Origin of the sequence: Streptomyces sp. NPDC087844, from assembly GCF_044742785.1 — a bacterium.
In the GTDB taxonomy this organism is placed as follows: domain Bacteria; phylum Actinomycetota; class Actinomycetes; order Streptomycetales; family Streptomycetaceae; genus Streptomyces.
Genome location: NZ_JBIUVD010000012.1, coordinates 64548 through 87332 on the forward strand (window position 1 = coordinate 64548; position 22785 = coordinate 87332).

Genomic DNA, 22785 nt, shown 5'->3' on the forward strand with positions numbered 1-22785 from the left:
GGAGGAATGGGGCGGGTGTGGCGGGCCGCCGACGAAACGCTCGACCGGCAGGTCGCCGTCAAGGAGATGCGCATAGACGGCATGGACCAGGAGGACGCCAGGACCCGCCGCGAACGGACCTTGCGCGAGGCAAGGGCCACCGCCCGGATCGACCATCCCAATGTGGTGCGCGTGTACGACGTCGTGGACGAGGGCGAGCGCCTGTGGATCGTGATGGAACTGGTCGACGGCCGCTCCCTCGAAGGGGTCGTGGCGGAGGACGGGCCCCTGAGCCCGCGAGCGACGGCCCGTATCGGGCTCGAACTGGTGGCGGCGCTCGACCAGGTGCACGCGGGCGGTGTCCTGCACCGGGACATCAAACCGGGCAACGTCCTGATCGAACGACGGGCCGGCCGGGTCGTCCTCACCGACTTCGGCATCGCCGCCATCCAGAACGCGGAAGCGCTCACGATGGCCGGCATGCTGGTCGGCTCCCCCGACTACATGGCACCCGAGCGCGTCTCCGGCCGCCCGCAGGGCCCGCCCTCCGACCTCTGGTCGCTGGGCGCCACCCTCTGCGCGGCACTGGGCGGCCGGTCCCCGTTCTCCCGCGCGACGACCCTCGCGACCCTGCACGCGGTGCTGTACGAGGAGCCGGAGATCCCGTCCGCGGCGGGGGAGCTGCGGGACGCGCTCACGGCCCTGCTCCAGAAGGACCCCGCGGACCGCCCCGCGCTGGAGGAACTGGCCGCGCTCCTCGGCCCGGCCGCGGACGGCACCACGGGGACGGCGGCGCTCACGGCCACGGCCACGGCCACGGTCACCGTCCCCGACGACGAGGAAGCCGCCCCGGAAGCGACACCGGAATCAGGGCTCGCACCCCCGAAGCCGAAGCCGGAGCCGATCCCCGAGCCCGACGAACCGGCCGCCCCCGAGCCCCCGCCGGCCGAGCCCCCGCCGGTCGAGCGCCCGACACCCCTGTACGTACGCATCCCACCCCAGGCGCCGGTGGAGGACGCCGTACCGACCGGGCACACCCCGGCTCCAGAGGCACCCACCCCCGAACCACCCCCCGACGTGGAGAACACGTCCTCGGAAGCCCCACCCGAGGGCACCCCCGAACTCCCCTCCGAGGGCGCGGCACCCAATCAGGCGTTCAACGCGCCCGGCGTCCGGCCGGAGCGGCAGGAGTCACCGACGCCGCAGGGCGAACCACCGGACCCTGCCGTCCCGTCCGCACCACTCCGCGCCGGAGACCGGCCCCACGGCCGCCATGTCCTCCAAGGCCGAAAGGGCCTGATCGCCGCCGTGGGCGTGGTCGTCGCCGGGGCGCTGGCCGCCCTGCTCGTCCCGATGCTCGGCGGCTCACCCGACGACAAGGACAAGGCGTCCCCGTCCTCGTCCCCCACCGTCGCGGGCACCGCCCGCCCGCCGAGCCTCCCGGCGGGCTCCCGCACGGAGGCGGGCATGTACGCCTGGGCGCCGCCCGACGGCTGGGAACGGGTCGTGCAGAGCGGCGCCGAGGTCCACTACACCTCACCGGACCGTAAACAGGAGATCCTGGCGAACGCCTCACCGGCCCTTGGCGATCTGCTGGAACAGTGGGAGAAGGCGGAGCTGACCACCAGCAAGGGCCTGGACTACCAGCGGATCCGGCTGGAGGAGACCACGTTCCGGGGGGCGCCGGCGGTCGTCTGGGAGTACACGGTCACGGCCAAGGGCCTGCCCTGGCACGCCCGGCTGCTCGGCTTCGACGCCGACGGCACGTCGTACGAGGTCACGACCTGGTACCACCCGGACGTCGAGGAGCGGGCACTGCGCGTCTACGGCAACGTCAAGAACAGCTTCACCCCCCTGTGACCCCACACCCCACACCCCCCACACCCCACCCCCCGTACCCGCACACGGCGACGCCTCCGCGGCAAGGGGCCACGGAGGCGTCGTACGGAACAGCGGTTGTCGCGGGGGCAGCCGTCAGACCTGCCCGGTGTCCGACGCGCCGGGCGCGTCCGACGCCTCCCGCACCCGGCTCCTCCCGCGCCGCACCTTCTCCAGTACCAGCGAGATGCCCACGACCACGGCCGCCACCAGCAGCGACAGCAGCACGGTCTGGCGGCCGTCGTGCTCGGTGTCGGTGAGCATGTAGCCGAGGACGAAGACGATCAGCGCGATCGTCGCCCACGTCAGATACGGGTACAGCCACATCCGTACTACCAGCTTCTCCGGCGTCTCGCGCTCGATGATCTTCCGCATGCGCAGCTGCGAGAGACAGATGACGAGCCAGACGAACAGGGCGACGGCGCCGGAGGAGTTGACGAGGAAGAGGAAGACCGAGTCGGGGAACTCGTAGTTGAAGAACACGGCGACGAAGCCGAAGGCGACCGACGCGAGGATCGCGGGCATCGGGACGCCACGGCTCGTGGTGCGGGCGAAGGCCTTGGGCGCGTCACCGCGCCGGCCGAGCGAGAACGCCATGCGGGAGGCCGTGTAGAGGCCGGAGTTCAGGCAGGACAGGACGGACGTCAGCACGATGAACTTCATGATCTCGCCGGCGTTGGCGATGCCGAGCGAGTTCAGGGCGGCGACGTACGAACCGTCCTTCTGGATGGACTCGGAGTCCCAGGGCAGCAGGGTGACGACGACGAAGATCGAGCCGAGGTAGAAGACGCCGATCCGCCAGATGACGCTGTTGGTGGATTTGGTGACGGCGCGCTGCGGGTTCTCGGACTCGCCGGCCGCGAGGGTGGCGATCTCGCTGCCCATGAAGGAGAAGACGACGAGCAGGATGCCGGTGAGGATCGAGCCGGGTCCGTGCGGCAGGAAACCGCCGTGCTCCGTGAGGTTCCCGAGCCCGGCGCTGTCCGTGTCGGCACCCGGCAGTACGCCGAAGACCGCGAGCCCGCCGATGACGATGAAGGCGCCGATGGCGACGACCTTGATCCCGGCGAACCAGAACTCGAACTCGCCGTACGAGCCGACGGAGCCGAGGTTCGTCGCGGTCAGCACGAGCATGACGATGAGCGCCCAGCCCCACTGCGGCACGGCCGGGACCCAGCTCTCCAGGATCACCGCGCCCGCGGTGGCCTCGATCGCGAGCACGACGACCCAGAAGAACCAGTACAGCCAGCCGATCGAGAAGCCCGCCCAGCGGCCGAGCGCCCGGTCGGCGTGCGCGGAGAACGAGCCCGAGGTCGGATTCGCGGCGGACATCTCGCCGAGCATCCGCATCACGAGGACGACCATGGTCCCGACGAGGGCGTACGAGAGCAGGATGCCGGGGCCGGCGGTGGCGATACCGGAGCTGGAGCCGACGAAGAGGCCGGCGCCGATGACCCCACCGATCGCGATCATCGACAGGTGCCGGTTCTTGAGCCCTGCCTGGAGTCCGCCGTCGGGTTCTCCGGGGCTTCCGGGCCCTCCGGGGGCTCCTGGGTCCTCGGGACCGTTACCGGCCTTCGACAGAGTCGGCTGCGAGGTCATGGGGGGATTCCTTTACGCCGGGGACTGTGGGGAGTGGGGAGAATGGGGGGAATGGGGAGTGGCGGGGCTCGGCGAGCCGGTCCAGTGAATCCCAGGTGAATAGATTCGTGAACCTTTGAATCCAAATTGTTACTTGAGGTTTCTCTGAGGTTCGATAGTTTTACTTGCCCTTTTCCGGCAATCACCCTGGAGCGTTTCCTGCGCCTGCCCCGACGGGGCCGATCCGAAACAGCCGTGTCACACTCGGACCATGCGCGTGTACCTCGGCTCCGACCATGCCGGTTTCGAACTCAAGAACCACCTCGTCGAGTGGCTCAAGTCCGCCGGGCACGAGCCCGTCGACTGCGGGCCCCTCATCTACGACGCCCAGGACGACTACCCGCCGTTCTGCCTGCGCGCCGCCGAGCGCGCCGCGGCCGACCCCGAGGGTCTGGGCATCGTGATCGGCGGGTCAGGGAACGGCGAGCAGATCGCCGCCAACAAGGTCGCGGGGGTGCGGGCGGCTCTCGCGTGGAGCGTGGAGACCGCGGCGCTCGGGCGTCAGCACAACGACGCCAACGTCGTCGCTGTCGGGGCGCGGATGCACTCCGAGGAGGAGGCGACGAAGTTCGTCGAGACCTTCCTGAACACGCCGTTCTCGGGCGATGAGCGGCACATCCGCCGGATCGACATGCTGTCGGCGTACGAGACGACGCGCGAACTCCCGCCGATCCCGGCCCACCACCCGCAGGGCTAGGCCTCTCCCGTCACTGCCTGGGGGCTCCGTCCTCGAACGCCGGACGGGCTGAAGCATTCAGCCCGTCCGGCGTTCGAGGACGAGCGCCGCAGGCGCGACAGGGGGGCCTGGGGGCGCAGCCCCCAGTTTCGGGAAGGGGCGGGGCCGGGGAAAGAAACCCGCTAGGAGGACCAGTGCCGGAGGGGCACACCATCCACCGGCTGGCCGAGGACTACCTCGGCGGATTCGGTGGCCGCAAGGCCCACGTGACCAGCCCCCAGGGCAAGTTCGCGGACGCCGCCGCCCTCCTGGACGGCACAGCCCTCACCGCGGCCGAGGCCCACGGAAAACACCTCTTCCTCCGCTTCGGGACGGACGACTGGATCCACATCCACCTCGGCCTCTTCGGCAAGGTGAACTTCGGCGCAGCCCCCGCGCCCCCGCCCACCGACACGGTCCGCCTGAGGCTCAGGAACGACACCGCGTACGTGGACCTCCGCGGCCCCACCACCTGCACCCTCATCGCGGACGCGGAGAAGCAGGCGATACACGACCGCCTGGGCCCCGACCCGCTGCGCGAGGACGCCGAGCCGGCCCGCGCGTACGAGCGCGTCTCCCGCAGCCGTACGACGATCGCCGCCCTGCTCATGGACCAGAAGGTCATCGCGGGCGTGGGGAACGTCTACCGCGCGGAGGTCCTCTTCCGGCACGGCGTCGACCCGTACCGGCCCGGCAGGGACATCACGCGCGGCGAGTGGGACGCGATGTGGGCTGACCTGGTGGCGCTCATGCGCGAGGGGGTCCGCAACAACCGCATCGACACGGTCCGGCCGGAGCACGAGCCGGAGGCGATGGGCCGCCCGCCGCGCAAGGACGACCACGGCGGCGAGGTCTACGTGTACCGCAGGGCCACCATGCCGTGCCACATCTGCGGCGGCGAGATCCGCACCGCCCCTCTCGCCGCCCGCAACCTCTTCTGGTGCCCCACCTGTCAGAAGCCGTGCGGCAGCCAGGGCGCCACGACGGAGGCGAAGCCGAGCGAGGCCTCCGCGAGGGCGCCACGGCGCAGTTCCCGCACCCGTCCCGCCGCGGCCAGCGAGGCGAGGGACATCCCGCCGAGATAGGCCGCCCCCAAGTCCCGTACGGACAGGCCGATGTCGGCCGTGTCGGAGGTCCGTGCGCAGGACGCGCCCTTCGAGTCGCCGGACAGCCGCCAACGCCCCTCGTTCCAGGGGCAGAAGGCGTCCTCGACCTCGAACACCACGTCCACCGGCGCCTGGTACGTCCGCGCCTCCAGCGCCGCGCCGACCTCGACGAGCCGCAGATAAAGCGAGTCACGCGGTGCCAGGTCGCACCGCCGGGTGTCGGAGACGAGGTGCTGCCAGGCGTCGTCGAGAGGCCTGTTCCAGAGCTTCACCTTCGAGGTCAGGTCGATACCGAAGAGGTGCCGCCACAGCGCCGCGTACGCAGCCGGGTCCAGCGCCTCCAGATCGCGCAGCTCGATCGTGCCCTTCGGCCCGGCCGCGTCCCAGTCCGGCTTGGTGAAGTAGCGCGCGTAGCCCACGACTTCGTCGCCCCGCCGCGCGAGCACGCACTGCAGGGGCGAGGAGCCCTTGCGGTCGCTCTCCGGGTCGAGCAGCGCCAGCCGCTCCCAGCCGGGCCGCCGCGCCAGCATCCCGGGCCGGACCGCCACGTGCCGCGCGTACACCGCCTCGCAGGCCTCGGGCACACCCGGCGCGTCCGGCCTCACCAGCCGCAGCCGTACGTCGTCCGTGCCGTCCGGCACCGACAGCCGCACCCGGTCCGTGTCGATCTCGGCACGCAGTTGCTGGGTCGCGATGCCGTAGCCGAAACGGCCGTAGATGGCCGGTTCCGACGCCGTCAGGGCGGCGAGGGGCTCACCCCAGGACCGTATGTCGTCCAGTTGGCGCCGCATCATCGAGGTGAGCACCCCGCGCCTGCGGTGCGTCGAGGCGACGCTCACCATCGTGACGCCGGCGGTCGGTACGGAGGCGCCGCCCGGCACCGTGAGCCGGAAGGTGAAGGCGCCGGCCGTGCCCACGCACTCGTCACCGTCCCAGACCCCGAGGGAACGGTCGTGCTCCGTGAGGTCGCTCCACAGAGCGCGCTCCTCGGCCGATTCCGCGACCCCGCCGAACGCGAGCTCCAGTTTCCCGTACCACGCGTCCCAGTCGGCCGGGCGCAGCACGCGCAAGTCTGTCGTCATGTCCCTATGCCTATCAGGGCAATCCGGGATGAGCGACCGGATTTCTCCTGGGCGGGCGGTGCCGGGTCCTCATCCGGCCGTACGCTCTGCGATGACCGGGCTTCCCTGTGACTTCCGTCCCCGGACGGGGGACAAGTGGGACCTCCCGTGCCAAGCACCTGGTCCGATGGATAGGGTCCCGAACTAATGGCAGCAGGACGAGAGCGGCGCGCCGAAGCCGATACGTTCACGGCCCGGTTGAAGAAGCAGGTACACCGGGTCCGCACAGGGCTGCGCAGATCCGCCGTCGACTACTTCCGCGGCGACGGTTCGGACTGGGTCGCGCTCGCCGGCCTCCTGATGACCATTCCCGTGATCGCCTTCGTCACACTCATGAACTCCGTCTGGTGCTCGCCGGCGATGCTCGTCCTGCCGATCGTCGCGGGCGGCCTGCTGCTGCGCCCCTCCAGCCTGCTCAGCCTCTACGCCGCTGCCGCCACCGCGCTGATCGTGGAGTCCGTGCGACTCGGCCCCTACACCGAGGGTCCGTCCCGTGTGACGCCCGGAATCGTGCTCGTGGTCGCCGCGTGCGGGTTCTTCGGGCTGCTGATCGCCCAGTTCCGCAGCCGGGTCGGGGTGCCGTGGCGGCGCGGCGGAACGATGCTGTTCGACCTGCGCGAGCGGATCCGGGTGCAGAGCAAGCTGCCGAAGCTGCCGATGGGCTGGCACCGGGAGATGGCGCTGCGGCCGGCCGGCGGCCAGTCGTTCTCCGGCGACTTCGTCGTCGCGGCCCGCACGAACGGCGGGCGCACCCTGGAGGTCGTCCTCACGGACGTCTCCGGCAAGGGCATGGACGCGGGGTCGCGCGCGCTGCTCCTGTCCGGCGCGTTCGGGGGCCTGCTGGGGTCTCTGCCGCCGCACGCCTTCCTGCCCGCGGCCAACGGCTATCTGCTCCGACAGGACTGGGACGAGGGCTTCGCCACCTCGATCCACCTGGTCCTCGACCTGGACTCGGGTGACTACGAACTCTTCTCCGCCGGACATCCGCCGGGCCTTCAGCTCAGCGCGGGCAACGGCCGCTGGGAGGAGAAGGTCGCGGAAGGACCGCTGCTCGGGGTGTACGGCGGGGCGCAGTTCGACTCCGTCAAGGGGTCACTGCGCCCCGGCGACGTGCTGATGCTGTTCACGGACGGGCTGGTGGAGACGTCCGAGCGGGACATCGTCGAGGGCATCGACCGGCTGACCGGGGAAGCCGACCGCTATGTGGCGGGCGGCTTCCACGGGGCGGCCTGGCACCTGATCGAAGCGGTCGCGAAGGACGTGAACGACGACCGGGCGCTGCTGCTGATCTGTCGCGAGGGCGCCACGACGGGGCCTGCGACGCTCTGAACTGCCGCTCGCATGCGGGCTTCTTCGGCTGCGGGCCGCGCAGTTCCCCGCGCCCCTACTTTTTTCAGCCCGTCCGGCGTTTGAGAACGGAGGGTTCGGGGGCAGCGCCCCCGAGGAATAGCACTCAACCGACCGGCGCTGGCTCCCGTGGCTCAGCGGCCCGCTCGGCCCTCCCCCCAGGCAGGACCCGAGCCAACCACCCCGCCCGCCCCGCGGCCAACGGCCCCAGCACGGCCAGCACCAGCACATACCCCGCGATGAACGGCGACAGCCGCTCATCGAGCCCCGCCACCGCGGCCATCGTCGCAAGGATCAGCGCGAACTCCCCCCGAGCGAGCAGCGTGGTCGAGATGTTCGCGGCGGGCCCGGGGCCGAACCCGTAGATACGCGCCGCCCCCAACCCCGCCAGCACGTTCATGACGAGTGTCACAGCGACCGCCGCCAGCACCGGCCACAGCACGGTCCGCAGATCCCCCGGGTCGATGGACAGTCCGAACGCGAAGAAGAACATCGCGCCGAAGGCGTCCCGCAGCGGATGCACCAGCTTGAGGATCCGCGGGCCCGACGTCGTGCTGCCGAGCATCAGACCGACCATGAACGCCCCGATCGCGTCCGCCACCCCGAACCACTCCGAGACCCCCGCCATGAACACGGCCGCACCGAGGAAGGAGATGACGAGCAACTCGTCGTCCCTGGTGTCGAAGAGCCGCCCCACGATCCGCGTACCGAAGCGCGCGGCGAGCGCCAACAGCAGCAGGAAGGCGAAGGCCTTGCCGCCGTCCAGGACCGCCGAGCCGAGCGAGTCGGCGCCGGACAGGATCGGCTGGAGGGCCGCCAGATAGAGGGCGAGGAAGATGTCCTCGACGACGATGATGCCGAGGATCGGCTTGGTCTCGGGGTTGCCGAGCCGTCCCGTGTCGACCAGCACCTTCGTGACGATGGCCGACGAGGAGATGCCGAGCACACCGGCGAGCACCAGCGCCTCGGACGTACCCCAGCCGAGGGCGAATCCGAAACCCAGGCCCGCGCCGACGTTCAGGGCGAGGTAGGTCCCGCCGGCGAGTGCCATGCGGCGCCCGCCCGCCTTGAGGTCGTCCAGGTGGAATTCGAGGCCGAGGTAGAAGAGCAGCAGCACCAGGCCGAGCGCGGAGAGCATCTCCATGTCGTGCGGGTCCGAGACGAGCACGAAGCCGGGTGTGTGGGGGCCGAGGAGTATCCCGGCCAGGATGAAGAGGGGAATGGTGGGAAGCCCGATCCGGGCACCCGCGCGGGCGAGAACGGCGGCGGCCAGAAAGGCACCGCCCATGGCGATCAGGAGCTCTGCGTGTCCGATGGGCCCGTTCCTCCTTGGTCGAGGGGATGGTCGGCTGAATGCACAGATGGGTCAAGAGAACGTCAAGAAAGCGTCAGTACTTAGTTTACCAAACGATTAAGGGGTGTCGATAAGGGCGGGGTTCTCCCTACCCGGACCCGGCGGCCGTCCTGACGGCCCCGAGTGCTCCCGGATCCGCAGCGTCGAGGCGTCGGCGGCGATGGCCACCACGAGCGGGACACGACGGACGACGAAAGGGCGCCGTCCTCACGGCCATGGGCACCGTGGCGCTGCCGGTGGCCCAGCGCGCCCGCGAGTTCGCCCTGCTGCGCGCCATCGGGACGACCCCGCGACAGATCCGCCTTCGCCTTCGCCGCCGGGGGGTGGACGAAGGGCGGGACCGTCGACGGCCTGGCCAAGGTGTCGGGGAGGACGGGCGCGGTCCTGGCCCGTGGCGACCACACCGCCGCCCGGTCCCTCGACCTCGAACTGAACGAGTGGATGACCGTGCTCGACCGCCGCCGGGAACTGGGCACCCTGCGGCTCATCGGCTCCACCCGCCGCCAGGTGATGCGCATGATCCGCCGGGAGGCGCTGCTCGTCGCACTGGCCGGCATCGCCCTCGGCGCGGCCATCGCGCCGGCCACCCCCGTCCCGATGACGATGAACGGCCTGACGGGCCAGGCACCGTACGTACCGCCGCTGGTGTACGGATAGTTCGCGGCGGCCGTGGTGGTCCTCGGCCTGACGGCGGTGACCGCACCGGCCAGGGCGGCACTACGGGGCACACTCGACACATGACCGACAACGAGCGCCGCCCGCTGCTGACCCTCACCGAGGTCGAGGCCCTGGCGCGCAACGCGCACGCCGCCCAGCGGGACAAGGCGGGCCGCCCGTACGCCGAGCATCTGCGGGCGGTGGCCGAGGGGGTACGCGCCCGCGGCGGCGACGAGGACCAGATCGCCGCCGCCTGGCTGCACGACTCCGTGGAGGACGACGCACTCTCCGAGGACTGGCTGCGCGAGGCCGCGCTGTCCGCCCGTACGAAGGCCATCGTGCTGGCCGTCACCAAGCGGCCGGGCGAGTCCCCGCAGGCGTACGCCACCCGCGTCCTGGCCGTGTCCGGCGCCCTCCTGGTGAAGGAGTCGGACCTGGCCCACAACACGGACCCGGCAAGACTCGCGACCCTGGACACCCCGACCCGCACGCGCCTGACGGAGAAGTACAAGACGATGCGTGCGCTTCTGGGCCTGGTTCAGCCCTGAGCGCCCCGAAAGGGGCGCGGGGAACTGCGCGGCCGGCCGCGTCCGGCCCGCGGGTTCGTCGATACCCCAGGCCGGCGGGCCGTCAGGGCCCTATTCGGGTCGCCCCGTCAGGACTTGGCCCGCTCGCGGGCGAGCTCCGTCGCGTCCCGCCGAAACGCCCACTCCATCTTCGGCTCCATCGCGAAGCGAAACACCCGCTGCACCACAGGTGTGCACAGTACGGTGATGACCGCCGCCGCGAAGACGGACACGAGAACCTCCCCGACCGGATGGTTCAGCCAGGTGTAGTCGTCGTACCAGCCCCAGAAGCGGGAACCCTTGGCGAGGAAGCCGTGCAGCAGGTAGCCGTACAGCGTGCCCGCGCCGAGGACCGTGAACCACGTCCTGCGGCGCGGCACCCACGCGAAGAAGCACGACGTGAGCACCATCGAGCAGCCGAACATCGCGAGCGTCATCACGACACCGGCCCACCAGGGCGCACCCAGCTCCTGAGCGCTGTCACGGTGGTAGAACCACGCCGAGTTCATCCGCGGCCCCGCCCAGTACGCGAAGGCCAGCGTGATCGCGAGGACCGGCACCGACAGGATCCGGACCTCGCGGCGCCGCATCAGCTGGAAGTGCTCGGGCTTCATGAACAGGCCCACGACGAAGAACGGCAGGAACTGCAGGACCCTTTGGAGGTCCAGGTCGTCGCCGATGTCGGGGGAGACGGAGGCGAGGACGGCGATGGCGAGCGAGAGCGGTACGGGCCAGCGCACGACCTTCCACAGCGGGACGGTCATCCGCCACACGAACAGCGCGACCAGGAACCAGGTGAGATACCAGGGGTCCAGCAGACTGATCGGATGGCTCGGATCGTCGTCGGCCCACCTCTTGAAGAGCGAGTACGCCACCTCGAAGAGGACGTACGGCACGACGACACCCGTGATCAGCCGGCGCAGCCGGTCGGGGCGCATGTCGAAACTGCGGGAGAAGTAGCCGGAGATGATGATGAAGGCCGGCATGTGGAAGGTGTAGACGACCATGTAGAGCGCCTCGGCGGCGCGGCTGTGGTCGGTCAGCGGTTCCCAGGCGTGGCCCATCGCGACGAAGACGATGGCGAGGTACTTGGCGTTGTCGAAGAACGCGTCACGCTGTTTGACGGGTCTGGCGTCCGGCCCGGCGGCGGTGCTCGCGTGCGGCGTTCCTGGTGGTCGCGGGCTCGGTACTCCCGGGGCCGGTGACTGTGCCGGTGGGAGCGGAGCCCTCTGCTGGCCGTGCGGACGGAGCGAGTTCGTCACAGACCCTCCCACCAGGAGCCGGGGGAGATGATCCGCGACCTCGCCGCACATGCGGGGGACGAGGCGGCGTAGGACATCTGAAACACCCTAGCGTTGTCTGTGGGATTCCGTGGAACCCCTGAGTCGATTCCTGCTTATCGTCCCTCTGCTACCCAGGATTTGGTGAAGTTGACATGGCAACGACTGTGGCGAGCGCCACATTCGGCATGGTCGTTACGTCCTGACTCATCCTGACTAAACGTCGCATACCACCCGCGGGCGACTCTGGTGGAATGTCCGATCGAGTCGGCTTTAGTGCCCTGTTGGTGCCCTGTCCGGCGGGGTGCGGGTGTGCCTGTGCCAACAATTCGAATTACCTGCGAACGGATTGTGTGTACAGGTGTGTGGACATGGAAACGATCTTTCTATATTTCCCGTGAGAGGGGTACCTCGAATTGCCGTTCGGGGCCTGGCCGTTCGCGCCGGTGACCGATGGATGCCTCACCCGCCGCATACGGCGGCCCTGTTGGTGGCACGATGGTTCTGGCGGGGGTGTGCGGGGTTGCACCTCCGGGCCGGGAGAGCGGACCGACCGTAGGGTGTGATCAGTTGTGGCCATTTCGCTGTCAGTGGTGCTGCTGTTGGCGATCGTCCTGGTGGTGTTGATACGGGGTGGATCGATCAAGGCGGGGCCGGCGGTAGTCGCCGTGCTCTTCGGCTTCTTCCTTGCCTCCACAGGCATGGCGGACGACATCCAGCGCTTCCTCAACTCGATAGCGGAGACCATCAACTCGATCCAGTTCTGAGCGGGTGCACGGGCCCGGCGATCCATGGGCGCGCGGCGCGGGAGCGGACGGGCGGGACTGCCCGGACCCGTTGCCCGGCGGAACCCGCGCACGGCCGGCCCGCCGACGACCCCGGAATCGGCACCCCGTCTTCGCTACTGCCACCGCTTCTGCTTCTGCTACTGCCGCGGTCGTGCCTGGGCTCGGGCCCCCGCACCGGGCGCCCGGCGCGCGGAACGCGGAACATCCCCCTCGTACGCCCCTTACGGCTTCTGACGGGTCATGGCGCGCGCGGTTGAGGGCTCACGGGAATCCAGCGAAGGAGCACGTCGGTATGGATGGGGTGGACGGGAAGACCGCCTGGCGGTTGCGTGAGAGGTGGGACAGCCCGATCGGGACCCTCCGGTGGGACCGCCTCGGACCGGAGGACGGCCCTCCGGTGGTGCTGCTGCACGGCACCCCGTTCTCGTCGTACGTGTGGCACGAGATCGCCCCGGCGCTGGCCGCCGAGGGACACCGGGTCCATGTCTGGGACATGCCGGGCTACGGCGGCTCCGCGAAGAGCGAGGGCCAGGACGTCTCACTGAAGGCACAGGGAGAGGTGTTCGCCGGGCTCCTCGACGTCTGGGGACTCACCAGGCCCTCGGTGATCGCGCACGACTTCGGAGGCTGCGTCTCCCTTCGCGCGCACCTGCTCCACGGGGCCGAGTACCGGCGCCTCGCGCTGGTCGACGCGGTCGCGCTGGCGCCCTGGGGCTCACCCTTCTTCCGCCTGGTCGCCGGGCACGCCGACGTCTTCGGACAGCTCCCGCCCCCGCTGCACGAGGCCCTGGTCCGTGAGTACGTGAGCTCCGCGAGCCATCGCGGACTACGGCCCGACGTCCTGGCGGCACTGGTCGCCCCCTGGACGGGAGAGGCCGGGCAGGCGGCCTTCTACCGCCAGATCGCCCAGGCCGACCAGGCCCACACCGACGAGATCCAGGGTCTGTACGCCTCGATGGACCTGCCCGTCACCGTCTGCTGGGGCGCGCGGGACACCTGGATCCCGCCCGCCAAGGGCGAGGAACTGGCCTCCCTGATCCCCGGCGCCCGCCTGCGCACGATCCCGGACGCCGGCCACCTCGTCCCCCTGGACGCTCCGGCCCGGCTCCTCGCGGCCCTGCTCACGTTCCTCGGCGAGTGACCGGCGAGTGACCGGCGATCGGAAACGCGTCAGGGCCAGGCGGAGGAATGAACCTCCGGCTGGCCCTGAACCGTGAGAGCGGGCGACGGGAATCGAACCCGCGTAGCTAGTTTGGAAGACTAGTGCTCTACCATTGAGCTACGCCCGCACAGCATGCCCCGCAGGTCAGTGACCCGCGGCACTGGAGCATCGTAGCGGGTCGTACCCCTTCGCCGCACACCCCGTTCCGGTGGGCGGCGACGCCCCCGGGAAATGCGGGCGTGGCACGGTCCGCGGGCATGTACCCTACGTGTCGCACCAGACGGGGTGTGGCGCAGCTTGGTAGCGCGTCCGCTTTGGGAGCGGAAGGCCGTGGGTTCAAATCCCGCCACCCCGACCACCGTGCCGGACCACCGGCGAGATGACCTTTTTTGGGGCGTGTACCGGCTGCGGCTAGTATGCAAACTGCGCGCCCGTGTGTCTGCATTTTTACGTCCCTCAAGGGCCGCCAGTCCGCTGAGGCTCCGCCGTATCCGGCGGAGACCGTCAGTAGAACCCAAAGAAGTCAGCCCCCAAGGAGACCGAACCGTGAAGAGCGCCGTGGAGACCCTGAACCCGACTCGGGTTCGGCTCAGCATCGAGGTGCCCTTCGAGGAGCTCAAGGACAGCCTCGACGCGGCGTACAAGAAGATCAACCAGCAGGTCACGGTGAAGGGGTTCCGGAAGGGCAAGATTCCGGCCCGCATCATCGACCAGCGGTTCGGCCGCGGTGCGGTTCTTGAGGAAGCGGTCAACGACGCGCTTCCGAAGCTCTACACCGAAGCGGTCAACGAAGCCGAGCTGAACGTCCTCGGCCAGCCCGAGGTCGACATCACGGAGCTGAAGGACGGCGAGACGCTGAACTTCACCGCCGAGGTCGACGTGCGCCCGACGATCGAGATCCCGGACTACTCCGGCATCGAGGTCGAGGTCGACGCCGTCGAGGTCGGCGAGGAGGACATCGACAAGGCCGTCGAGGAGCTGCGCGAGCGCTTCGCCTCGACCGCTCCCGTCGAGCGTGCCGCCGAGGAGGGTGACGTCGTCACCCTCGACCTGGAGGCCAAGGTCGACGGCGAGGTCCTGGAGGACGGCGTCGCGAGCGGCGTCTCCTACACCATCGGCTCCGGTGAGCTGCTGGACGGCATCGACGAGGCCGTGAAGGGCCTGGAGGCCGGTGGCGAGGCCACCTTCGCCTCCGAGCTCAAGGGCGGCTCGGCGGCCGGCAAGGAGTCCGAGGTCACCGTCAAGGTCACCCAGGTCGCCAAGCGCGAACTGCCCGAGCTGGACGACGACTTCGCGCAGCTCGCGTCGGAGTTCGACACCCTCGAAGAGCTCCGCGCCGACAGCCGCAAGCGCCTTGAGAACATGAAGCAGTACGACCAGGCCACGCAGGCCCAGGAGCGAGTCCTGGAGAAGCTGCTGGAGCTCGTCGAGGTGCCCGTCCCCGAGAAGCTTCTTGAGGACGAGATCAACACCCGCAAGCACAACCTGGAGCACCACCAGCTCGGCCAGATGGGCCTCGACCTCGAAAAGTACCTGGAGATCCAGGGCAAGACGGCCGAGGAGTTCGACGCCGAGACCAAGGAAGCCGCGGTCAAGGGCATCAAGACGCAGTTCGTCCTGGACGAGCTCGTCAACAAGGAGAAGCTGAACGTCAACCAGGAGGAGCTCACCGAGCACCTCATGCGGCGTGCGGCCTCCTCCAACATGTCGCCCGACCAGTTCGCCCAGCAGGTCGTCGAAGGCGGCCAGGTTCCGCTGCTGGTCGGCGAGGTCGCCCGCGGCAAGGCTCTTGCCGTGGTCGTCGAGGCCGCCACCGTCAAGGACACGAACGGCGAGGTCGTGGACCTCGACGACGAGGACGAGGACGAGACCTCCACGGAGACCTCCACGGAGGCCTCCGCCGAGGACTCGACCGAGGAAGCGGCCGAGGCCGCCTCCGAGGCCCCGGAGAAGACCGAGGCCTGAACCGGCCTCGCAGTACGCGCTACGGGCCCCCAGGACACGTCCTGGGGGCCCGTAGCCCCTTCCCGGCCCCGCGGCCCGGGTCCGCGCCCTCCCTGGGGCCCACGGGCCCCGTAGGGGGCGCGGACAACCGCGCGGGCGACCCACCACGACCCGCACCCGCCGCTCCGCCGCCGGACGCAGACGCGTCCGCGGCCCGGTGGGGGCGGGCCACGCAGCTCCCCGCGCCCCCCACGGGGCTACCCGTAACCCCTGCTCACCCGGCGGAGCGCATGCGCTCACAGCGAACAGTTCCTTCTGCGGGATTCCCCGGAGGGACCCGCGCGTTAGGGTCCATGAGTACGAGGGCAGGGGAGTCCCCGGAGCCGTCCGACACGGCACGCACACGGGGTCCCACGCCCCCAGCAGAAGACGTGTAGACGGCCCGGCGCCGTCGTAAGACGAGCAGGTGGATACGTGACGAATCTGATGCCCACAGCCGCCGGCGACCCCATCGGTGGTGGCCTCGGCGACCAGGTCTACAACCGGCTGCTCGGCGAGCGGATCATCTTCCTCGGCCAGGCGGTCGACGACGACATCGCCAACAAGATCACCGCGCAGTTGCTGCTCCTTGCCTCCGACCCGGAGAAGGACATCTTCCTCTACATCAACAGCCCCGGCGGCTCGATCACCGCCGGCATGGCGATCTACGACACCATGCAGTACATCAAGAACGACGTGGTGACGATCGCGATGGGCATGGCGGCCTCCATGGGCCAGTTCCTGCTGAGCGCGGGCACTCCGGGCAAGCGCTTCGCGCTGCCGAACGCGGAGATCCTGATCCACCAGCCCTCGGCCGGTCTCGCCGGTTCCGCGTCGGACATCAAGATCCACGCCGAGCGGCTGCTGCACACCAAGAAGCGGATGGCGGAGCTGACCTCGTTCCACACCGGCCAGACGGTGGAGCAGGTCACGCGCGACTCGGACCGGGACCGCTGGTTCGACCCGGTCGAGGCCAAGCAGTACGGCCTCATCGACGACATCATGCCCACCGCTTCCGCGATGCCGGGCGGCGGCGGCACCGGAGCGGCGTAGGGCGGCCTCTCGCCGACCGGCGCCGGCGCAGGCCGGCACCAGCCCCTCCGAGCACCCAGCCGACCGCCCCAGCCCTTATCAGGCTCTTCAGGAGACACAGTGAACGACTTCCCCGGCAGCGGGATCTACGCCCGCGCGCAGGCCGAGTACACGGGTCCTCGCGCGGAGTCCCGCTACGTCATCCCGCGCTTCGTCGAGCGCACCTCGCAGGGCGTGCGTGAGTACGACCCGTACGCGAAGCTGTTCGAGGAGCGCGTGATCTTCCTCGGCGTGCAGATCGACGACGCCTCCGCCAACGACGTCATGGCGCAGTTGCTGTGCCTGGAGTCGATGGACCCCGACCGTGACATCTCGGTCTACATCAACAGCCCCGGCGGCTCCTTCACGGCGCTCACCGCGATCTACGACACGATGCAGTTCGTGAAGCCGGACGTCCAGACTGTTTGCATGGGTCAGGCCGCCTCGGCCGCCGCGATCCTCCTGGCGGCCGGTACGCCGGGCAAGCGCATGGCACTTCCGAACGCGCGTGTGCTGATCCACCAGCCCTACAGCGAGACCGGCCGCGGCCAGGTGTCGGACCTTGAGATCGCCGCCAACGAGATCCTCCGGATGCGCGGTCAGCTGGAAGACATGCTGGCCAAGCACTCGACGACGCCGATCGAGAAGGTCCGCGAGGACATCGAGCGCGACAAGATCCTCACGGCCGAGGACGCCCTCGCGTACGGCCTGATCGACCAGATCATCTCGACCCGGAAGATGAACACCGCCGCGGTCGCGTGACGCATCGCTGTATCGTCTGCTGCTCCTTGACGCGGTTCGCGACAAAGTGAACCGCGCCAAGGGGGGCCCGAACGGAGGGCTCGGCAAGGTACCGTCGGACATAAGGCAGCACCAGGAGCCGCTGTACCCAGGCGTCTCCCAGGCGAAGGGGAAGCACACCGTGGCACGCATCGGTGACGGCGGCGATCTGCTCAAGTGCTCGTTCTGTGGCAAGAGCCAGAAGCAGGTCAAGAAGCTCATCGCAGGCCCTGGTGTGTACATCTGCGACGAGTGCATCGATCTCTGCAACGAGATCATCGAGGAAGAGCTCGCGGAGACGAGCGAGGTGCGCTGGGAGGAACTTCCCAAACCTCGCGAGATCTACGAGTTCCTTGAGGGGTACGTCGTAGGCCAGGAGTCCGCCAAGAAGGCCCTCTCGGTGGCGGTGTACAACCACTACAAGCGGGTCCAGGCCGGCGAGCACACCGCGGGTCAGAACCGCGAGGACGCCATCGAGTTGGCGAAGTCCAACATCCTCCTGCTCGGCCCCACGGGCTCGGGCAAGACGCTGCTCGCCCAGACGCTGGCCCGCATGCTGAACGTCCCGTTCGCCATCGCGGACGCGACGGCGCTGACGGAGGCGGGTTACGTCGGCGAGGACGTCGAGAACATTCTGCTGAAGCTGATCCAGGCGGCGGACTACGACGTCAAGAAGGCCGAGACCGGCATCATCTACATCGACGAGATCGACAAGGTGGCTCGTAAGAGCGAGAACCCGTCGATCACGCGCGATGTGTCGGGCGAGGGCGTCCAGCAGGCACTGCTCAAGATCCTGGAGGGCACCACGGCCTCCGTGCCTCCGCAGGGCGGACGCAAGCACCCCCACCAGGAGTTCATCCAGATCGACACGACGAACGTCCTGTTCATCGTGGGCGGCGCCTTCGCGGGCCTGGAGAAGCTCGTCGAGTCCCGTGCGGGTGCCAAGGGCATCGGCTTCGGCGCGACGATCCGCTCCAAGAAGGAACTTGAGGCGAAGGACCGCTTCGAGGACGTCATGCCCGAGGACCTGGTGAAGTTCGGCATGATCCCCGAGTTCATCGGCCGCCTCCCGGTCATCACCTCGGTCCACAACCTCGACCGCGAGGCCCTCCTCCAGATCCTGGTGGAGCCGCGCAACGCGCTGGTGAAGCAGTACCAGAAGCTGTTCGAACTGGACGGCGTGGAGCTGGACTTCGAGCGCGAGGCCCTCGAAGCCATCGCGGACCAGGCCATCCTCCGCCAGACCGGCGCGCGCGGCCTGCGCGCCATCATGGAAGAGGTCCTGCAGGCGGTGATGTACGAGGTCCCGTCCCGCAAGGACGTGGCCCGCGTCGTCATCACCTCGGAGGTGGTCCGCTCGAACGTGAACCCGACGCTCATTCCGCGGGACGCGCGGGGCCGGGGACCGGGCGAGCAGAAGACCGCGTAGGCGGCGCGCACGAACGCGAGTCACGGCGAAGGGCCCCGGTCGATGACCGGGGCCCTTCGCCGTCGCGCGTGTCGCGTCGCTCAGAGCTTGACGCGGACTTCCTTGCGGAACTTGGCCGTCAGCTCCGCGGCGGCCTGGAGGTCGGCGCCCTTGCCCGCCATGGCGTTGGCCATGTCGATGTTGATGATGACGCCGAGCGTGCTGTGGTCGCCCCAGATGCACACCGGCATGCTGATCGAGGACGGACCGGAGGCCGCGTCACCCGTGGCGTCGTCGTTCGTGATCTTGGTTTCCTGGCACTTCAGGACCGCGCCGTCGAGACCGCTGGGCGAGTAGCTCTTGGGACTGCCGACGACCTCGCCCTCGTCCGCGTCGTCCTTCTCGGAGCCTTCCTTCATGTCGACGAACATGGCGTCGACGACCTTTTCCGGGTCGTCGATCTCGCCGTACACGCCCATGAACTGGATCATCTGCAGGGCGAGCGGGTTGTTCTCGTCCCCGGCCTGGTACCCCGCGTTCACGTCCTTGGCGCCCTTGACGCCGTGCTTCTCGGCCTTCTTGATGTCGCTCTCGTCGAAGCCGCCGCTGTCGGCCGACTTGCTCTTCTTGTACTCGGTGAGCACCGTCGCCGGCGTCGTCAGCTTGTGCGGGCCGTCGTCCGTGACGTCCGCGGAACCGCCGCCGCTGCCGCCGATGATGAAGTACGCGCCGACCGCGATCGCGGCCACGACCGCCACCGCGCCGACGATGAGGCCCGTCTTCTTCTTGCCCCCGCCGGGCGCCGGCGGCATCGGGGCTCCGTAGGGGGCGCCGGGCGGCTGCTGACCGTACGGCGGCTGCTGGCCGTGGCCGGGCTGCTGCGGCGGGACTCCGGGAGGGGCCTGCTGGGGGTACCCGTAGCCGGGCTGCTGCCCAGGAGCCTGCTGCGGGTAGCCGTAGCCGGGCTGGGGGGCCTGCGGCTGCTGGCCGTAAGGACCCGGCTGACCGTACGGTCCGGGCTGCTGCGGCTGCCCGTCGTACGGGCCCGGCTGGTTGTAGCTCATCTGGGTTCCCCTCCAGGTACTTATGTGTTCCGAACATCCTCACCCAGGCCGGGGGGCGTCGGAGCGGCGGGGGCCGCACCGTTACCAAGTAATCGAGTTTCGGAGCAAGCCTGTGACACCTCTAAACTGACCGGGTGACCGACAACGCTCAGCAGCAGCCGCCAGCCGACACCCCCGAACTGCCGACCCAGTACGCGCCGGCCGAGGTAGAGGGGAAGCTGTACGAGCGCTGGGTCGAACGGGGTTACTTCGCCGCCGACGCGAACAGCGACAAGCCGCCGTACACCATCGTCATCCCGCCGCCGAACGTCACCGGGTCCCTGCACCTGGGGCATGCCTTCCAGCACACGCTGATGGACGCGCTGACCAGGCGTAAGCGCATGCAGGGGTACGAGGCGCTGTGGCTTCCCGGCATGGACCACGCCGGTATCGCCACGCAGAACAAGGTCGAGCAGCAGCTCGCCGAGGAGGGCAAGTCGCGGCAGGACCTCGGGCGCGAGGAGTTCGTCGAGCGCGTCTGGCAGTGGAAAGAGGAGTACGGCGGCAAGATCCTGGGCCAGATGCGCCGGCTCGGGGACGGTGTGGACTGGGACCGTGAGCGGTTCACCATGGACGAAGGGCTGTCCAAGGCCGTCCAGACCATCTTCAAGAAGCTGTACGACGACGAGCTGATCTACCGCGCCGAGCGGATCATCAACTGGTGTCCCCGCTGTCTGACGGCCATCTCCGACATCGAGGTGAACCACCAGGAGGACGACGGCGAGCTCGTCTCCATCACGTACGGGGAGGGTGACGAGACCCTCGTCGTCGCCACCACGCGCGCCGAGACCATGCTCGGTGACACCGCCGTCGCCGTCCACCCCGACGACGAGCGCTACCGCCACCTCGTCGGCAAGCGCATCAAGCTCCCGCTGACCGACCGCACCATCCCGGTCGTCGCGGACAGCCACGTCGACCCCGAGTTCGGCACGGGTGCCGTCAAGGTCACCCCGGCCCATGACCCGAACGACTTCGCCATCGGGCAGCGCCACGGCCTGGAGCCACTCACGATCATGGACGAGCGGGCGGTCATCACCGTCCACGGCCCCTTCGAGGGACTCGACCGCTACGAGGCCCGTTCCGCCGTGGTCGGCGCGCTGCGCTCGCAGGGCCGGATCGTCGCCGAGAAGCGTCCGTACGTCCACAGCGTCGGGCACTGCTCGCGCTGCGGCACCACCATCGAGCCGCGGCAGTCCCTGCAGTGGTGGGTCAAGGTCGGCCCGCTCGCGCAGGCCGCCGGTGACGCGGTCCGCGACGGCCGGGTGAAGATCCACCCCGAGGACATGTCGAAGCGGTACTTCGACTGGGTCGACAACCTCAACGACTGGAACATCTCGCGTCAGCTGTGGTGGGGCCACCGCATCCCGATCTGGTACGGCCCGAACGGCGAGACGGTCTGCGTCGGCCCCGACGAGCAGCCGCCCGGCACCGAGGCCGAGGGGTGGAAGCAGGACACGGACGTCCTCGACACCTGGTTCTCGTCCGGCCTGTGGCCGTTCTCCACGCTCGGCTGGCCCGAACAGACCCCGGACCTCAAGAAGTTCTATCCGACCGACGTCCTGCTCACCGGCCACGACATCATCTTCTTCTGGGTCGCCCGGATGATGATGTTCGGTCTGTACGCGATGGACGGCGAGGCCCCCTTCAAGACCATCGCGCTGACCGGTCTGGTCCGTGACGAGCGCGGCAAGAAGATGTCGAAGTCGTTCGGCAACGTCGTCGACCCGCTCGACTGGATGGACAAGTACGGCTCGGACGCCGTCCGCTTCACCCTGGCGAAGGGTGCCAACCCCGGTACGGACGTGCCGATCGGTGAGGACTGGGTCCAGGCGGCCCGTAACTTCGCCAACAAGATCTGGAACGCGACGCGGTTCGCGCTGATGAACGGCGCGACGGTCGAAGGGCCCCTGCCGGACGCGTCCGCGATGTCGGCGACGGACCGGTGGATTCTGTCCCGGCTCAACGAGACCGTCGCGGAAGTCGACGCGTTCTACGAGGACTTCCAGTTCGCGAAGCTCTCCGACGCGCTGTACCACTTTGCGTGGGACGAGGTCTTCGACTGGTACGTCGAGCTGTCGAAGACGACGTTCATGGCGGGCGGGGCCGCGGCCGATGTCAGCAAGCGGGTCCTCGGCGAGGTCCTGGACGTCACACTGCGGCTGCTGCACCCGGTCGTGCCGTTCGTCACGGAGACGCTGTGGACGACCCTCACGGGCGGTGAGTCGGTCGTGATCGCCGACTGGCCCGCGGACAGCGGTTTCCGGGACGCCGGTGCGGAGCGGGAGATCGAGGCGCTGCAGCAGGTCATCACGGAGGTCCGTCGCTTCCGTGCCGATCAGGGGCTGCAGCCGGGGCAGCGGGTGCCGGCGAGGCTGAGCCTCGACGGGACCGCTTTCGCTCCGCACGAGGCCGCCATCCGGCAGCTGTTGCGGCTGCAGCCGGAGGGGGACGACTTCTCTGCGACTGCGACGTTGCCGGTCGCTGGGGCGTCCGTCGCGCTCGACCTGTCCGGGACGATCGATGTGGGGGCTGAGCGGAAGCGGCTCGCGAAGGACTTGGCCGCCGCCGAGAAGGAGAAGGTCGCGGCGAACGCCAAGCTGGGCAATGAGGCGTTTCTCGCCAAGGCGCCGGATCAGGTGGTGGACAAGATCCGGGGGCGGCTCGCCAAGGCCGAGGAGGACATCGTGCGGCTTTCGGCTCAGCTGGACGCGTTGCCGCAGGCGTAGGTGTTTTCGAGGGCCCCGGAACCGAACTGGCCTGTGCGGTTCCGGGGCCCTCGGTTTTCTGCCGGGTGCGGGCCGGTGGGGCGTTCGCGCAGTTCCCCGCGCCCCTGGGAAGGGCTGCGC

The 22785-nt window shown here is 69.4% G+C and carries 17 protein-coding genes, 2 tRNA genes and 1 pseudogene; 14 read left to right on the forward strand and 6 right to left on the reverse strand.

What is annotated here, in order from left to right; genetic code table 11:
* Positions 1 to 6: 6 nt before the first annotated feature.
* On the forward strand, positions 7 to 1839 hold the full coding sequence (locus tag ACIOKD_RS23390; RefSeq protein ID WP_402087183.1) for a protein kinase: 1833 nt from the start codon (positions 7 to 9) through the stop codon (positions 1837 to 1839).
* Between the two features lie 114 nt (positions 1840 to 1953).
* On the opposite strand, the gene ACIOKD_RS23395 is transcribed toward ACIOKD_RS23390, so the two are convergent.
* Entirely contained in the window at positions 1954 to 3459 is a 1506-nt protein-coding gene (locus ACIOKD_RS23395) for an amino acid permease (protein WP_402087185.1), read from the reverse strand.
* 250 nt (positions 3460 to 3709) lie between these two features.
* Here ACIOKD_RS23395 and ACIOKD_RS23400 point away from each other — a divergent pair, with 250 nt between their 5' ends.
* Complete coding sequence (locus ACIOKD_RS23400; RefSeq protein WP_402087188.1) at positions 3710 to 4195, forward strand: ribose-5-phosphate isomerase; 486 nt, start codon at positions 3710 to 3712, stop codon at positions 4193 to 4195.
* 173 nt (positions 4196 to 4368) lie between these two features.
* A complete protein-coding gene (locus tag ACIOKD_RS23405) occupies positions 4369 to 5298 on the forward strand; it encodes an Fpg/Nei family DNA glycosylase (protein ID WP_402087190.1) in 930 nt (309 codons plus the stop codon).
* Here ACIOKD_RS23405 and ACIOKD_RS23410 read toward each other — a convergent pair.
* Positions 5229 to 6401 (reverse strand): annotated as a pseudogene (locus ACIOKD_RS23410) (GNAT family N-acetyltransferase); the annotation flags it as partial. The gene ACIOKD_RS23405 and the pseudogene ACIOKD_RS23410 sit on opposite strands and share 70 nt — an antisense overlap.
* Before the next feature lie 186 nt (positions 6402 to 6587).
* Here ACIOKD_RS23410 and ACIOKD_RS23415 point away from each other — a divergent pair.
* Entirely contained in the window at positions 6588 to 7769 is a 1182-nt protein-coding gene (locus ACIOKD_RS23415) for a PP2C family protein-serine/threonine phosphatase (RefSeq protein WP_402087192.1), read from the forward strand.
* Positions 7770 to 7893: 124 nt separating this feature from the next.
* Here ACIOKD_RS23415 and ACIOKD_RS23420 read toward each other — a convergent pair whose 3' ends face one another.
* On the reverse strand, positions 7894 to 9075 hold the full coding sequence (locus ACIOKD_RS23420) for a cation:proton antiporter (RefSeq protein WP_402087195.1): 1182 nt from the start codon (positions 9073 to 9075) through the stop codon (positions 7894 to 7896).
* A 426-nt stretch (positions 9076 to 9501) separates the two neighbouring features.
* Here ACIOKD_RS23420 and ACIOKD_RS23425 point away from each other — a divergent pair, with 426 nt between their 5' ends.
* Positions 9502 to 9798, forward strand: a complete 297-nt coding sequence (locus ACIOKD_RS23425) for an FtsX-like permease family protein (protein ID WP_402087198.1) — start codon at positions 9502 to 9504, stop codon at positions 9796 to 9798.
* 80 nt (positions 9799 to 9878) lie between these two features.
* The gene (locus ACIOKD_RS23430) at positions 9879 to 10346 is read left to right on the forward strand and encodes an HD domain-containing protein (RefSeq protein WP_402087201.1); all 468 of its coding nucleotides are present in this window, start codon (positions 9879 to 9881) and stop codon (positions 10344 to 10346) included.
* 107 nt (positions 10347 to 10453) lie between these two features.
* On the opposite strand, the gene ACIOKD_RS23435 is transcribed toward ACIOKD_RS23430, so the two are convergent.
* The gene (locus ACIOKD_RS23435; RefSeq protein ID WP_402087204.1) at positions 10454 to 11626 is read right to left on the reverse strand and encodes an acyltransferase family protein; all 1173 of its coding nucleotides are present in this window, start codon (positions 11624 to 11626) and stop codon (positions 10454 to 10456) included.
* Between the two features lie 590 nt (positions 11627 to 12216).
* On the opposite strand from ACIOKD_RS23435, the gene ACIOKD_RS23440 reads away from it, so the two are divergent.
* The gene (locus ACIOKD_RS23440; RefSeq protein WP_107016269.1) at positions 12217 to 12411 is read left to right on the forward strand and encodes a hypothetical protein; all 195 of its coding nucleotides are present in this window, start codon (positions 12217 to 12219) and stop codon (positions 12409 to 12411) included.
* A gap of 313 nt (positions 12412 to 12724) precedes the next feature.
* Positions 12725 to 13573, forward strand: coding sequence for an alpha/beta fold hydrolase (locus tag ACIOKD_RS23445; RefSeq protein WP_402087207.1), 849 nt, complete (start codon positions 12725 to 12727; stop codon positions 13571 to 13573).
* Positions 13574 to 13650: 77 nt separating this feature from the next.
* Here the strand turns inward: ACIOKD_RS23445 and ACIOKD_RS23450 are convergent.
* Positions 13651 to 13721 (reverse strand) — tRNA-Gly (locus ACIOKD_RS23450).
* 154 nt (positions 13722 to 13875) lie between these two features.
* On the opposite strand from ACIOKD_RS23450, the gene ACIOKD_RS23455 reads away from it, so the two are divergent.
* The 5 genes from ACIOKD_RS23455 (at position 13876) to clpX (ending at position 18857) form a co-directional block, all read left to right on the forward strand.
* A tRNA-Pro gene (locus ACIOKD_RS23455) sits at positions 13876 to 13952 on the forward strand.
* A gap of 188 nt (positions 13953 to 14140) precedes the next feature.
* The gene (tig, locus tag ACIOKD_RS23460) at positions 14141 to 15559 is read left to right on the forward strand and encodes a trigger factor (RefSeq protein WP_402087209.1); all 1419 of its coding nucleotides are present in this window, start codon (positions 14141 to 14143) and stop codon (positions 15557 to 15559) included.
* Positions 15560 to 16024: 465 nt separating this feature from the next.
* Entirely contained in the window at positions 16025 to 16630 is a 606-nt protein-coding gene (locus ACIOKD_RS23465; RefSeq protein ID WP_402087569.1) for an ATP-dependent Clp protease proteolytic subunit, read from the forward strand.
* Between the two features lie 99 nt (positions 16631 to 16729).
* The gene (locus tag ACIOKD_RS23470; RefSeq protein WP_402087211.1) at positions 16730 to 17410 is read left to right on the forward strand and encodes an ATP-dependent Clp protease proteolytic subunit; all 681 of its coding nucleotides are present in this window, start codon (positions 16730 to 16732) and stop codon (positions 17408 to 17410) included.
* Positions 17411 to 17570: 160 nt separating this feature from the next.
* Positions 17571 to 18857 (forward strand): ATP-dependent Clp protease ATP-binding subunit ClpX, encoded by a 1287-nt coding sequence (gene clpX, locus ACIOKD_RS23475; RefSeq protein WP_402087213.1) that lies wholly within the window; start codon positions 17571 to 17573, stop codon positions 18855 to 18857.
* Positions 18858 to 18937: 80 nt separating this feature from the next.
* On the opposite strand, the gene ACIOKD_RS23480 is transcribed toward clpX, so the two are convergent.
* Entirely contained in the window at positions 18938 to 19900 is a 963-nt protein-coding gene (locus tag ACIOKD_RS23480; RefSeq protein ID WP_402087215.1) for a hypothetical protein, read from the reverse strand.
* A gap of 134 nt (positions 19901 to 20034) precedes the next feature.
* Here ACIOKD_RS23480 and ACIOKD_RS23485 point away from each other — a divergent pair, with 134 nt between their 5' ends.
* Entirely contained in the window at positions 20035 to 22665 is a 2631-nt protein-coding gene (locus ACIOKD_RS23485) for a valine--tRNA ligase (RefSeq protein ID WP_402087218.1), read from the forward strand.
* Positions 22666 to 22785: the final 120 nt, after the last annotated feature.

Bases quoted from the DNA above. Each gene is read 5' to 3' on its own strand.
- ACIOKD_RS23390 (WP_402087183.1), top strand. From the start codon at position 7: ATGGGGCGGGTGTGGCGGGCCGCCGACGAAACGCTCGACCGGCAGGTC.
- ACIOKD_RS23395 (WP_402087185.1), bottom strand. From the start codon at position 3,459: ATGACCTCGCAGCCGACTCTGTCGAAGGCCGGTAACGGTCCCGAGGAC.
- ACIOKD_RS23400 (WP_402087188.1), top strand. From the start codon at position 3,710: ATGCGCGTGTACCTCGGCTCCGACCATGCCGGTTTCGAACTCAAGAAC.
- ACIOKD_RS23415 (WP_402087192.1), top strand. From the start codon at position 6,588: ATGGCAGCAGGACGAGAGCGGCGCGCCGAAGCCGATACGTTCACGGCC.
- ACIOKD_RS23420 (WP_402087195.1), bottom strand. From the start codon at position 9,075: ATGGGCGGTGCCTTTCTGGCCGCCGCCGTTCTCGCCCGCGCGGGTGCC.
- ACIOKD_RS23430 (WP_402087201.1), top strand. From the start codon at position 9,879: ATGACCGACAACGAGCGCCGCCCGCTGCTGACCCTCACCGAGGTCGAG.
- ACIOKD_RS23445 (WP_402087207.1), top strand. From the start codon at position 12,725: ATGGATGGGGTGGACGGGAAGACCGCCTGGCGGTTGCGTGAGAGGTGG.
- ACIOKD_RS23465 (WP_402087569.1), top strand. From the start codon at position 16,025: ATGCCCACAGCCGCCGGCGACCCCATCGGTGGTGGCCTCGGCGACCAG.
- ACIOKD_RS23480 (WP_402087215.1), bottom strand. From the start codon at position 19,900: ATGAGCTACAACCAGCCGGGCCCGTACGACGGGCAGCCGCAGCAGCCC.